The sequence below is a fragment of the Micromonospora sp. NPDC023633 genome, from assembly GCF_040640035.1.
Taxonomy (GTDB): Bacteria; Actinomycetota; Actinomycetes; order Mycobacteriales; family Micromonosporaceae; genus Micromonospora.
Map to the genome: position 1 here is coordinate 18,757 of NZ_JBFABB010000084.1, position 12,450 is coordinate 31,206.

The 12,450-nt window shown below is 73.6% G+C and carries 9 protein-coding genes; 3 read left to right on the forward strand and 6 right to left on the reverse strand.

Annotated elements, in window-relative coordinates; all coding sequences use genetic code 11:
- Positions 1-43 precede the first annotated feature (43 nt).
- Positions 44-1,621, reverse strand: a complete 1,578-nt coding sequence (locus AB0G13_RS23640) for a lytic murein transglycosylase (protein ID WP_357877962.1) — start codon at positions 1,619-1,621, stop codon at positions 44-46.
- Between the two features lie 110 nt (positions 1,622-1,731).
- Between AB0G13_RS23640 and AB0G13_RS23645 the strand changes: the two genes are divergently transcribed.
- Both AB0G13_RS23645 and AB0G13_RS23650 read left to right on the forward strand, forming a co-directional pair.
- A complete protein-coding gene (locus AB0G13_RS23645; protein ID WP_357877936.1) occupies positions 1,732-1,953 on the forward strand; it encodes a zinc ribbon domain-containing protein in 222 nt (73 codons plus the stop codon).
- A 200-nt stretch (positions 1,954-2,153) separates the two neighbouring features.
- The gene (locus AB0G13_RS23650; RefSeq protein ID WP_357877939.1) at positions 2,154-4,982 is read left to right on the forward strand and encodes an adenylate/guanylate cyclase domain-containing protein; all 2,829 of its coding nucleotides are present in this window, start codon (positions 2,154-2,156) and stop codon (positions 4,980-4,982) included.
- A 76-nt stretch (positions 4,983-5,058) separates the two neighbouring features.
- Here the strand turns inward: AB0G13_RS23650 and AB0G13_RS23655 are convergent, their stop codons facing one another.
- Positions 5,059-5,598, reverse strand: coding sequence for a phospholipase (locus AB0G13_RS23655; RefSeq protein ID WP_357877942.1), 540 nt, complete (start codon positions 5,596-5,598; stop codon positions 5,059-5,061).
- Between the two features lie 176 nt (positions 5,599-5,774).
- Entirely contained in the window at positions 5,775-7,439 is a 1,665-nt protein-coding gene (locus AB0G13_RS23660) for a family 10 glycosylhydrolase (protein WP_357877945.1), read from the reverse strand.
- Between the two features lie 320 nt (positions 7,440-7,759).
- On the opposite strand from AB0G13_RS23660, the gene AB0G13_RS23665 reads away from it, so the two are divergent.
- Positions 7,760-9,253 (forward strand): amino acid permease, encoded by a 1,494-nt coding sequence (locus AB0G13_RS23665; RefSeq protein WP_357877948.1) that lies wholly within the window; start codon positions 7,760-7,762, stop codon positions 9,251-9,253.
- Positions 9,254-9,507: 254 nt separating this feature from the next.
- On the opposite strand, the gene AB0G13_RS23670 is transcribed toward AB0G13_RS23665, so the two are convergent.
- Genes AB0G13_RS23670 through AB0G13_RS23680 form a run of 3 tightly spaced genes read right to left on the reverse strand, consistent with a single transcriptional unit; the run spans position 9,508 to position 12,393 of the window.
- On the reverse strand, positions 9,508-10,521 hold the full coding sequence (locus AB0G13_RS23670) for a glycoside hydrolase family 43 protein (RefSeq protein WP_357877951.1): 1,014 nt from the start codon (positions 10,519-10,521) through the stop codon (positions 9,508-9,510).
- Positions 10,518-11,417: a carbohydrate ABC transporter permease gene (locus tag AB0G13_RS23675; RefSeq protein WP_357877954.1), complete on the reverse strand. Its 900-nt coding sequence runs from the start codon at positions 11,415-11,417 to the stop codon at positions 10,518-10,520. The genes AB0G13_RS23670 and AB0G13_RS23675 overlap by 4 nt, the downstream gene beginning before the upstream one ends.
- A 10-nt stretch (positions 11,418-11,427) precedes the next feature.
- Positions 11,428-12,393: a sugar ABC transporter permease gene (locus AB0G13_RS23680; RefSeq protein ID WP_357877957.1), complete on the reverse strand. Its 966-nt coding sequence runs from the start codon at positions 12,391-12,393 to the stop codon at positions 11,428-11,430.
- Positions 12,394-12,450: the final 57 nt, after the last annotated feature.

Below are 12,450 nucleotides of genomic sequence, written 5' to 3' on the forward strand. Positions count from 1 at the left end.
TTGGGGGAAGTGTCCAGTTCTCCAATGTATGCGGACGATCACTTCACGTGCGGCTGGCCTGTCCGTACCGGTTGGCGGTGTCGTAGACGTCCTGGGCGTAGCGGCGGACGTCGTTGTAGGACAGGATCGCGTTCCACCAGTCGGCCGGGATGGTCAGGTTCCGGCTGCCCTTGCAGAGGTAGTTGCCGGCGGCGAGGGCGGCGTCGTCCAGGTCGTGCGGGTCCTTGACGCCGTCGTTGTCGGCGTCGGCCCCGATCTCCTGCCAGGTCGTCGGGATGAACTGCATCGGCCCGATCGCCCGGTCGAGGACGGGGTCCTTGTCGAGCAGGCCGCGGTCGGTGTCGGGGATGCGCATCCGGCCGCCGTTCCCGTCCAGCGGCAAACCGATGATCTCGGGCAGCGCCTTGCCGTCCTGGCCGAGCCGGGCGCCGTTGGCCTGGCCGTGCCCCGACTCGACGAACCCGATGGCCGCCAGCGTGGTCCAGCTCAGCCCGCAGCTGCGGTTGGTCTGGGCGAGCACCACCTCGGCGTAGCCGTACGCCTGCACGGCCACCGGCGAGATGCCGACCTTCGGTCCCACCTGGGCGGCCCAGCCGGCCAGCGCGTCCGACGGCCGGCCGGTGCTCCCGCCGACGGGCGGGCCGGTCGGCACCGTGCCGAGCGGCGGCGCCGTCCCGCCGGGCAGGGGCGACCCGCCGGGCAGGGGCGTCCCGCCGGGCAGCGGCCCCTGCGGAACGGTGGTCGGCGCGACGGAGGTGGCGTCGACGGCGACCGGACGTGGTCCCCGCGCCGTCGCGGGCACCAGCAGCGCGCCCGCCGCAGCCGTCGCCGCGACCAGGGCGAGCAGGAACACCCCGGGCAGGGTGAGCCGGCCGCTGGGCCGCCGCGACCAGTCCCGGGTGGCGCGGGCGGCGGTCATCGCGACGCGGTGCGGCGGCCGGCGTAGGGCGTGCGCGAACTGCACCCGGCGGCGCCGGGGTCCGGTGGCCGGTCTCGTCGCGGGCACGTCGGTCTTCGTCTCCGCGAGGTCGCCCGCGCCTGACGACGCGCCGGTGTCGTCACCGGTCTTCGCCCCGGTCCCGGCCGCCGCGCTGCTGGCCGCGCCGGCCTTCGTGTCGGCGGCGGTCCCGTCCGCCGGCTTCGCGGCCGTGCCGGTCTTTTCGTCCGGCTTCGCGGCCGTGCCGGTCTTTTCGTCCGGCTTCCCGGCCGTGGCCGGTTTAGTGCCGGCGGCCGGCTCGTCGCCCGACCCCGCCGTGTCCGCCGGCTTCGCCCCGGCGGCGGTCCCGTCCGCCAACTTCGCCTCGGCGGTGGGCTTCTCGTCCGGCTTCGCCGCGACGGCGGTACCGCCGGCCGGCTTGGCCTCGGCGGCGGGCTTGGCCTCGGTGGCGGCGGGCTTGTCGGGGTCGCCGGGCTGCCCGGCGGCGGGCGTCGGCGCGGGCGTCGTCGGCTCCGGCGCGGAGGACGCGGCCGGCGTCGACGCCGGCTCGGCGGGCGCGGGAGCGGACGGCGCCGGGGCGCCCGCATCGGGGGCGGTCGCGGATCTCAGCCAGGGGCGGCGGGGACGCGGCAACCGCCGCGCGGGTTCGGGCGCGGCGCCGGAACCGGCGAGCGGCCCGTCGATCGGTGCCGCCGGCCGCAGGGGCCGAAGGGTCGTCCTGTCCTCGCCGTCCACCACAAGTTGAGTATCACCCATGTCCCCCCGTACGTCAGGACCGGTCGTACCCTGGTGCCATGCCCCGGTACGAGTTCCGTTGCCGCGCCTGCGGCGACACCTTCGAGGTCAACCGCCCGATGACGCAGGCCGCCGAGCCGGCGTCCTGCCCGGCGGGTCACGCCGACACGGTCAAGCTCCTTTCCACCGTCGCGGTCACCGGCCGGGGCGGTGGCGGTGCGGCCGGTGGCGCGCCGGCGCCGGCCGGCGGTGGTTGTTGCGGCGGTGGCTGCGGCTGCTGACCGGCGGGTCCGCCGTCGGTCCCGCCTCGTCCGCCCGCACCGGGCCGGTTCCTCGTCCGCCCCGACGCCCGTCGGCGCGCCCCTGTGGTCACCGGGGGGCCGGACGGCTTCCCGGGCCGGGCCCGGCCGACCGTTCTCACGATGCGTGATGGTCCGGTATCAGGCAGCATGAGTCCGACGTCACGGGCGGAGGTTCCACCATGTCGCCACGGATCCACCTCCCGAGCGGGTTGGTGACCTTCGTCTTCACCGACATCGAGGGTTCCACCCGGCTGGCCCAACTGCTCGGCGCGGACTACCGGCCGGTGCTGCGGGAGCATCGCCGCCTGCTGCGCCGCACGATCGCCGCGACCGAGGGCGCGGAGCTGCTGACCGAGGGGGACTCGTTCTTCCTCGCCTTCGGCGACGCGACCGCCGCGCTGACCGCCTGCCTGACCGCGCAACGGGCGCTGGCCAGCCACGAGTGGCCCACCGCCGACGCCGTGCCCCGGGTCCGGATGGGGCTGCACACCGGCTGGGCGGAGCCGCGCGACGGCGAGTACGTCAGCCCGGAGGTGCACCGCGCGGCCCGGGTCGCCGCCGCCGCCCACGGCGGCCAGGTGCTCTGCTCGGGGTCGACGGCGCGGCACGTGGAGCCGCTGCCGCCCGGCGCGTCCCTGCTCGACCTCGGCCTGCACCGGCTTCGCGGCTTCGACGACCGGGAGCGGCTCTTCCAACTGGTCGCTCCGGGCCTGGAGCGGCAGTTCCCGCGGCCCCGCACCGCCGACGCGACCGCGCACAACCTGCCCACCCCGGTCACCTCGTTCGTCGGCCGGCACGCCGAGCGGGCCGAGCTGAGGCGGCTGGTGGAGACGCACCGGCTGGTCACCGTCCTCGGCGCGGGCGGGGCGGGCAAGACCCGGCTGGCCGTGGAACTCGCCGTCGACCTGGTGGAGTCCCATCCGGACGGTGTCTGGTTCGTCGACGTCGCCGCGGTCACCGACCCGGGGCTGGTGGCGTTCGAGGTCGCCGCCGTGCTCGGTCTGCGTCCCGAGCCGGGCCGCCCGATGGTCGACACGCTGGTGGAGTACGCGGCCGCGCGCCGGATGCTCGTCCTCCTGGACACCTGCGACGCCCAGCCGGCCGCTTCGGCAGACGTGATCTCCCGGCTGCTCGCCGGCGGGGTGGGCGTCCGGGTGCTCGCCACCAGCCGGGAGTCGTTCGGCCTGCCGGGCGAGGTGGTCTGGCGGATCCCGTCGCTGTCGGTCGACCCGCCGGCGGACGGGGCGGAGAGCGACGCGGTCGCGCTGCTGCTGGACCGGACGGCGGCGGCCCGGGGCGGCCGGCCGCCGGACCCGGCCGAGTCGGCCGACCTGCGCCGGGTGGTGCGGCGGTTGGACGGGCTGCCGCTCGCCATCGAGCTGGCCGCCGCCCGGCTGCGGGTGCTCTCCGTCGGGCAGCTCGCCGAGCGCCTCGACGACGTGCTGGGCACCCTGGACGCGGGCCGGGAGGACCCGGACCCGCCCCCGGTGGAGCCGGGCTGGTCGGACGACCCGCAGGACCCGGTGGGGGCGGCCGTGGGGATGGCGTCGCCCGGCCCGGGCGTCCGGGCGGTGCAGCGTCCCGCCACCGAACGGCACCTGACCATGCAGGCCACGGTGACCTGGTCGTACCGCACGCTGGGGCCGCGCGCCGCCCGGCTGCTGCGCTGGTTGGCGGTCTTCGCCGGCCCGGTCGACCTGGCGACGGTGGAGTGGCTGCTCGGCGACGATCCGCTCGATCCGCTCTCGGTGCTGGTCGACAAGTCGATGGTGCTGGCGGAGCCGCACGCCTCGGGCAGCACCTACCGGATGCTGGACCCGATCCGGGCGTACGCGGCGCGGCGGCTGGTGGAGGCGGGGGAGGAGAGGTCGGCCCGCAACCGGCACGTGGCGTGGTCGAGGCACGCGCTGGAGCGCGCCCACCTGGGCCCGGACGGGCGGCCGGTGACCCTCTCGCTCTACGCCCTCGACCCGCTCGCCGGCGAGCTGCGCGCCGCGTTGCGCTGGTGCGCCACCGGCGGCAGCGCCCGGGCCGGCCTGCGGCTGGCCGGGAGCCTCGACCAGTGGTGGCGGGAGCGGGGCCTGGCCCGGGAGGGGCGGCTCTGGCTGTTCCGGCTGTACGGGCGGATCGCCGAGACGGGGGAGCGGATCCCGGAGGCCGAGCTGGCGGCGGCGTACCACATGCACTCGCTGCACGCCGGCGCGGACGGCGAGTTCGCCGAGGAGCTGCGCTACTCCCAGCGGGCGGAGGCGGCGGCCCGGCAGGCGGGCGACGCCGGCCTGCTCGCCCGGGTGCTCGCCGGGCGGGCCGCCCCGCTGGTCGACATGGGACAGTTCGCGGAGGCCGAGCGGATCTGCCGCGAGGTGATCGACTGGGCGTCCGGCCAGGAGGTGCTCGGCGACGCGCTCTTCGGGGTGTTCAGCCTGGCTGAGCTGCTCTGGCGGCGGGGCGCCCTGGACGAGGCGGCCGAGCTGCTGGGTTCGGCCCGGCCGGTGGAGGCGGCGCGCCCGGTGGAGCGGGGGCGGCGCTCGGTCGATATGCTGCTCGGGATGGTCGCCCTGGCGCGCGGTGACCTGGTCGCCGCGCACGAGCACCTCCAGGTGGCGCTCCGGTCGCGGATGAGCCACGGCTTCCACGGCCGGGCCTGCGACACGCTGAACGCGATGGCGGTGCGCTGCGCGGCCGGCGGCGACGGGCTGACGGCGGCCCGCCTGTTCGGCGCGGCGGGGGCGACCCGGGCGAGCATGCGTTGTGCCCCGGGCATCTACGGCGGGTACTGGGTGCAGCGGCAGGGGAAGCTGCGCCGGGAGCTGGGCGACACGGCCTTCGACGGCGCGTACGGCGAGGGGGCCGAGCTGGGGCTGGAGGAGGCGGCGGCGCTGGCCCTCGCCGTCGAGCACCCGGACCTGGCGGTGGGCTCGGCGAGGTTCGCCGCCGGTCCCGCCCGCGTGGCTCCCCGCCAGCCCGTCACCCCCGACCGTCGCCGCCACCACACCGGTCACGCCTGACGGCGGGGGCCCGCCGGTCGGGGTCCGCGTCACCCGGGCGGGCCGGGGACGCGAACCCCTGGACGGTACGGGTGGTTCAGCGGCGCAGGGCGGCGCGGCGTTCGGCGTCGGCCTTCATCCGGGCGGCGCGGTCGATGTCGGCCTGCTGCACGGCGGCGACGGAGCCGAAGGCGCTGACGGCCTGGTAGTACGTCCAGGCGAGGCTGTAGCAGGCGGGCCGCACGACGGTGTTGTACGTGGCGCAGACCCGCTGCAGGTCGGCGTAGAAGGCGCTGTCCAGGCGGGACTTGTTGGCCGAGAATTGGCCCATCGCCTTGTAGTTGCGGTAGCCGAAGTCGTGCCGGTAGCAGGAGAGGGTGAAGTTGAAGCCGAGCGGGTTGTCCGGGCTCGACGAGCAGTAGTCGGTCGACCAGTCGAAGGCGTAATCCGCCCAGGCGCCCTTGTTCAGCCGGGCGGAGTTCCAGGCGTTGTAGCTGGTGGCGCTGGTCTGGGTCCAGCTGGACAGGACGGACAGCTTCTGCGTGGGCGTGACGGCGGCGGCGGGGGATGAGACCCCGAAGACGGCGAGCGCGGCGAGCGCGGCCGAGGCGAGCAGGGTGGTGAGGCGTCTGGGCACGGTTACCTCCGCAGGGGGTGGCGGGTGGGACGGGGTTACCGGCGGGTCACCGGAGTGCCGATCAGTGTCGATCAATGGCTCTGCCGGGGGATGTGGTGCCCGCCAACATTTGGTGACAGGTGCCGAAACAGACGAATGCCCCGGGTGCCAGGGGCACCCGGGGCATCCGTGGGACGTCAGCGGACGAAGGCCGGCGGGCTGGCCGCGCTCTCGTTCGCCAGCCGGTCGAGCGCGGTCACGTAGTAGGTGTACCGCTTGCCCGCCTCGGCGGTGGTGTCCACCCAGGACTGGGTCCGGTTGTCACCGTCGGCGCGGACCGTGTCGACGAGGTGCGCCGCGTCGGCGAAGTCGCACCGGCCGGCCAGGCCGACCCCGTCGAAGCGGTAGACCGCGTACGACGTGGCGGTGCCGAGCGGGCCCACGCCGTCGGCCGGCTGGTGCCAGCTCAGGCGTACCCCGTCGTCCTGCCGCGCGGCCTGGGTGACCACCGGCATGAGCAGCGGCTTCTTCGGCAGGTGCGCCATGGTCGGGATCAGCGCCGGGCGGGAGTAGTGCTCGGCGGCGTAGATGTCGGTCGCGCCGAGCCGGTTGGCCCGCACCTGCACGGCCGAGAAGTGGATGTTGCCCAGGACCTCCGGGTGCGCCCGGTTGAGCGTCAGGTGGTCGGACAGCTCGCGCGGGTTCTGCCAGAACGAGCCGTAGACCGGGTCGCCGCTCTTGTAGTCGGCCTGCCCGATGTAGAGCTGCACCCGGGTGCCCTTGACCACGTCCGCCCACCACGGCACCAGCCGGGCGTAGTCGGCGGCCGGGTACTGGCCGATGTACCAGTAGAGCTGCGGCACGATGTAGTCGATCCACTCCTCCTTGACCCACTTGCGGGTGTCGGCGGAGATGATGTCGTACGACTGGCTGCCGGTGGTGTCCGAGCCCAACGGGTCGGCCGACTGGTTGCGCCAGATGCCGAACGGGCTGACGCCGAACTTCACCCACGGCTTCTCGGCCTTGATCTTGGCGTTCATCTCCTGGATCAGCAGGTTGATGTTGTCCCGCCGCCAGTCGGCCTTGTCGGTGAAGCCCCGGTTGTGCGCCGCGAACGTGGCGTCGTCGGGCACCTGGTGGGTGCCGCTCGGGTAGGGGTAGAAGTAGTCGTCGAAGTGCACGCCGTCGACGTCGTACCGCTTGACCGCGTCCATCATCGCGGTCTGCACGAACTCGCGGACCTCGGGAATGCCGGGGTTGTAGTAGAGCCGGCTGCCGGCGACCCCGGCCGGCGGGTAGGCGAAGGTCCACTCGGGGTGCTCGCGCACCGGGTGGTTCGGCGCGAGCTTGGTGATGTCGGCGCCGGCGCCGCCCGGGGCGGGCATGGAGACGCGGTACGGGTTGAACCAGGCGTGGAACTCCAGGTTCCGCTTGTGCGCCTCCTCGACCACGAACTTCAGCGGGTCCCAGCCCGGGTTTTCGCCGCGGACCCCGGTCAGGTACTCCGACCAGGGCTCGTGGGGCGACGGCCAGAACGCGTCGGCGGTCGGCCGGACCTGGACGACCACGGCGTTGTGGTTGAGCCGCTCGGCGAGGTCGAGCAGCTGGCGGTACTCGGCCTGCTGCGTGGCGACGCGGTCCGGCGAGGTCTGGGACGCCTTGCTCGGCCAGTCGATGTTGACGACCGAGGAGATCCACATGGCCCGGAACTGCCGCTTCGGCGTGGCCGGGTCGGTGACGCAGGTGGTGGTGGAGGCGGCGGTGGTCGCCGTGTCGGGCGCCGCGCTCGCCGGGGTGGCGGCGACGAGCGCGCCGAGCAGTGCGGCGGCCAGCCCGGCGGCTCCGAGCCGAGTTGCCTTCATGCGGTGTGTCCCTTCGTTGGGGCTCCCGTGTCAGGGGTGGATCGCGGCGCAGACGGCAAGATTCGCCGTTGGCAATCTGCCGCTGGTAGGAAATTTTCACACGTCACGGGCTCTGCGCAAGAGTCTGGGCGGGATCGATCCGTCCGTCGACACCGGCTCCCCCCTGTGGCCGGGCTCACGGGGCGAACCGTGGTGGGACGCACACGCCGGGTGGTGGCCCGAATAGCCCGAGACGTGGCGGTTGAGGAGGGTCCGCCCTGGGTAGCATCGCCGGTCACCGGCCGCCACGGGGGTGGTCCGGGCGGTGGGAGGGGTGACACGTGTCCGTGCTGCGTACCAAACCGATCGGGGACGTCATCGCGCAGAGCGAGGCCGACGGCGACGACGGCGGGCCCGGCCTGAAGCGCCGGCTCGGCGCCCGCGACCTCACCGGCTTCGGCATCGGCATCGTGATCGGCACCGGCATCTTCACGCTCACCGGCATCGAGGCCCGGGACAGCGCGGGTCCCGCCGTGGTGGTCTCGTTCGCCATCGCCGGCCTGGTCGCCCTGCTCGCCGCCCTCTGCTACGCCGAACTGGCGTCGAGCGTGCCGACCGCCGGCAGCGCCTACACCTACGCGTACGCGACCATGGGTGAGATCGTCGCCTGGATCATCGGCTGGGACCTGCTGCTGGAGTTCGCCCTCGGCGCGGCGGTGGTGGCGCGCGGCTGGTCCGGCTATCTGGCCGAACTCGTCGGCCTGCCCACCGCCTGGTTCGGCGAGGAGGGCAGTGTCGTCAACGTCGGCGCGATCGGCATCGTGCTGCTGCTCGGCGTCGTGGCGATCGTCGGCATCCGCGAGTCCGCCCGGGTGACCAACCTGCTGGTGCTGGTCAAGGTCGCCATCTGCGTCTTCATCGTGATCGCCGGCCTGTTCTTCGTGAAGGCCGCCAACCTCACCCCGTTCATCCCGCCGGCGAAGCCCGCCGACGGCAGCGAGGACGGCATCAAGCAGCCCGTCACCCAGGCGCTCTTCGGTCTGGAGCCCTCGGTGTTCGGCTTCGTGGGCGTGCTCAGCGCCGCCGCGGTGGTCTTCTTCGCTTACACCGGCTTCGAGGCGGTGGCCAACCTCGGCGAGGAGACGAGGCGGCCCCGCCGGGACCTCACCCTCGGCCTGCTCGGCACGCTGCTGATCTCCACCGTGCTGTACATCGGCGTCTCGCTGGTCGTGGTGGGCATGGTGCCGTACACCGAGATCGACCGGGGCGCCCCGATCGCGGCGGCCTTCAACGCGGTCGGCGCCGAGTGGGCCGGCGTCCTCGTCTCCATCGCCGCCGTCGCCGGCCTGACCAGCGTGATCCTGGTCGACCTGGTGGCCATGGGCCGGATCGGCTTCGCCATCAGCCGCGACGGGCTGATCCCGCCGTCGATCGCCAAGGTGCACCCGCGCTGGGGCACCCCGTACCGGATCTCGGCCGTCATGACGGTGGCGGTCGCGCTGCTCGCCGGCCTCCTGCCGCTGTCGGCCCTGGCCGACCTGGTCAGCATCGGCGCGCTCGCGGCGTTCGTGCTGGTCTCGGTCGCGGTGCCGATCCTGCGGCGCAAGCGCCCGGACCTGGACCGGCCGTTCCGGGTGCCGTTCTCCCCGGTGCTGCCGATCGTCTCGGCGCTGGCCTGCTTCTACCTGATGCTGAACCTGTCGGTGGAGACCTGGCTGCGGTTCGCCGCGTGGATGCTGCTCGGCGTGGTGATCTACTTCGGCTACGGCTACCGGAAGAACCGGCTCGCCCGGCGTTCCTCGCCCGTCGACTCCCGGGAACCGGCTTCCGTCTGATCTCGGGCGGGGGTTCCGGCTCATCGCGGGTGGGGTTTGCGGGGAGCCCGGCCCGCTCCGGGCGGTCAGGCTTGATCCCTGCGCGGCCCGGGCTCCCCGGAAACCCTCCGGGGTCGCCCGCCGCGGTCCGGTCGCGCTTCCTCTGGTGTACACCGACAGCGCGGCACCCGATCCTGTCGGGTGCCGCGCTGTCGGTGTCCACGGGTCGTGCGTGCGGTCTGCCGGGCTGGCCGCCCTCCGGGGAAGGTCCCCGGTCAGGGCCTCTGCTGCGGCCCGGCCGTGGGCCCCTGCACGACAGGTCTGCCGTCGGTCCAGACGACCTCGTCGAGCCAGACCTGCCGGCCCGGGTCGACGGTGCCCTCCTGGCCGGGCGGCCAGGCGTGGTAGAGCAGCCAGGTACGCCCGTCCTTGACCACCATCGAGGCGTGCCCCGGCCCGGAGGCGACCTCGTTGGTCTTCAGGATCGGGTTCTCCGGGGCCTTCACGCACGGCCCGGCCGGCGACTCGCAGACCGCGTAGCCCTCCGCGTACTCGGCGCGGTCGTAGGCGTTCGCGGCGAAGAACAGGAAGAGCCTGCCGTCCTGGCGGTGCAGGAACGGGCCCTCGATCAGGGTGCCCTCCCACGGCTCGGTCTGCTTCAGCAGCTTGGTCGGCTCGCCCACCAGGCGCAGCCCGTCGTCCGAGAGGCGCTGCGACCAGATCCAGGTGTCCACCCCGATGGCGTTGCCGTCGTTCTTCCACAGCAGCCAGAGGCTGCCGTCGGCGTCCCGGAACGGGCTGGCGTCGATGGCCCCGCCCAGCTCCGCCTGGCAGATCAGCGGCCCGGTCGAGTCGTCCCGGTACGGCCCCTGCGGCGCGCTCGACACGGCCCGTCCGACGCACTGCCGCCCCGACTCGCGCCCGGCGACGGTGTAGTAGAGCGCGAACCGGTCCGGGGCCAGTTCGATCGCCTCGGGCGCCCAGGTCTTCCCGGCGTCCGCCCAGGCCGGCAGCTCCGGCAGCGCGTCCCCGGCCGGGGTCCAGTCGACCAGGTCCGCAGAGGTGAGCACCGGGACGTTGCGGCCCCCGGCGTTGGTGTGGAACAGGTACCAGGTGTCGCCCACCCGGATCGCCTGCGGGTCGGGCGCGTCGGTGCGTACGACCGGGTTGGTGAACATGCGCGCGTCGTCTCCCGTGCTCGAAGGTTCTTCTCCACCACCGCAACCGGCGGCGAGCAGCGCGGCGGCGAGCACCGCCGCCGCGCCGCGCCGCCGGATCCCGACCGTCATCCCTTCAGACCGCTGCGGGAGACACCCTGGATGATGTGCCGCTGGGCGAGCACGAAGAGGATCAGCACCGGCACGCTGGCCAGCACCGCACCGGCCATGATCAGCGGGTAGTCGGTGTTGTAGGCCCCCTGGAGCAGGCCCAGCCCCGGCGGCAGCGTGAGCATCTCCGGGCTGAACAGCACGAAGATCGGCCAGAGGAAGTCGTTCCAGTTGGTGAGGAACGACAGCACCGCCAGCGTGGCCAGCGCCGGCCTGGACAGCGGCAGCACCACCTTCCAGAAGATCTGCCACTGGTTGGCCCCGTCCAGCACCGCGGCCTCCTCCAGTTCCCGGGGCAGGGAGAGGAAGAACTGCCGCAGGAAGAACACCCCGAACGCGCTCGCCGCCCCGGGGACGATCACCACGGCCAGGGTGTCGACCCAGTCCAGTTCGTCGACGATCAGGAAGTTCGGGATGATCAGCGAGGTCGGCGGGATGAACAGCGTTCCGACGATCAGCGCGAAGAGCACCCTCTGGCCGCGGAACCGCATCCGGGCCAGGGCGTACGCGGCCATCGAGGCGGTCGCCAGCACCAGCAGGGCGTGCGCGGTGGCGGCCAGCATGCTGTTGGCGAACCAGCGCAGCACGGGGTTGGCCGCGTTGTTCAGGATCTGCTCGTAGCCGTACCCGGAGATCGGATCCGGCAGCCAGGTCGGCGGGATCTGCTGGGCCCCGGTGTAGGTCTTCAGCGAGGTGATGACCATCCACACCAGCGGCAGCAGGAAGACCAGGGCGAGCGCGACCAGGGTGGCGTAGAGCGCGGTCCGGCGCAGCGCCGTCCCCGGGGCGCGGCCGGTCGCCCGGGCGCCGGCGCGGGTCGGCGCGGGGGCGCGCGTGGTGCGCGTGGGCGTCGTCATGGCGGTCCCCTCAGTCTTCCCGGTAGCGGAAGAGGCGGAAGTTGGCGATGCTCACGACCGCCAGCATCAGGGCGAACACGATGCTCATCGCGGCGGCGCGGCCGGCGTCGTTGTCCCGCAGCCCCTCCTCGACGATGAACCAGACCACGGTGCGGGTCTCCGTGCCCGGCGCGCCCTGGGTGATCAGGAACGACTGACCGAACACGTTCGCCGAGGCGAGCACGGTCGTGGTGACCACGAAGAGCAGCACCGGGCGCAGGCCGGGAAGCGTGACGTGCCGGAACCGTTCCCAGGCGCTCGCGCCGTCCACCTTCGCCGCCTCGTACAGCTCCTGCGGAATGTCCTGGAGCCCGGCCAGGTAGATCACCGCGTTGAAGCCGGAGGTCCACCAGACGGTCACCCCGACCAGCGCGACCCAGGCCCACGGCACGTCCGTCACCCAGGGCGTGTCGGCCGGCAGACCGACCACCCCGGCGAGCCGGTTGACCAGGCCCACGTTGGCGTCGAGCAGGAACCGCCAGAGCAGGCCGATCACCGCCACGCCCAGCACGTACGGCGCGAAGTAGATCGCCCGGAAGAAGGTCCGGCCCGGGAACGAGCGGTTCAGCAGCAGCGCCAGCCCGAGCGGGACGACCACCAGCAGCGGCACCGCGAAGACGGTGAAGATCGCCGTCGCCCGGACGCTCTGCCACCAGTCGCCGTAGACGGCCGAGTCGCTGGAGAAGAGTTCCTGGTAGTTGTCCAGCCCGACGAAGGGCCGGTGGGGCAGCTGGAAGTCCCACTGGTGCACGCTGAGCCAGAGGCCGAGCAGGATCGGCAGCAGGCCGAAGACCCCGAACAGCAGCAGGTACGGGGCGAGGAAGAGGTACGGCGTCGCCCGTCCGGCCCGGCGCGCCGGGGCACCCGGGCGGGCGGCGCCGGCCGCCGGGGGGGGGGGGGGGGGCTGCCCCGGCCCCCCCGCGATAGCGGCCCCCACGCAGTGACAGCACCCCGACTATTTGGGGGTGTGCTACAGAGTGGTTTTATCGATTGG

Bases quoted from the DNA above. Each gene is read 5' to 3' on its own strand.
- AB0G13_RS23645 (WP_357877936.1), top strand. From the start codon at position 1,732: ATGCCCCGGTACGAGTTCCGTTGCCGCGCCTGCGGCGACACCTTCGAG.
- AB0G13_RS23650 (WP_357877939.1), top strand. From the start codon at position 2,154: ATGTCGCCACGGATCCACCTCCCGAGCGGGTTGGTGACCTTCGTCTTC.
- AB0G13_RS23660 (WP_357877945.1), bottom strand. From the start codon at position 7,439: ATGAAGGCAACTCGGCTCGGAGCCGCCGGGCTGGCCGCCGCACTGCTC.
- AB0G13_RS23670 (WP_357877951.1), bottom strand. From the start codon at position 10,521: ATGACGGTCGGGATCCGGCGGCGCGGCGCGGCGGCGGTGCTCGCCGCC.
- AB0G13_RS23675 (WP_357877954.1), bottom strand. From the start codon at position 11,417: ATGACGACGCCCACGCGCACCACGCGCGCCCCCGCGCCGACCCGCGCC.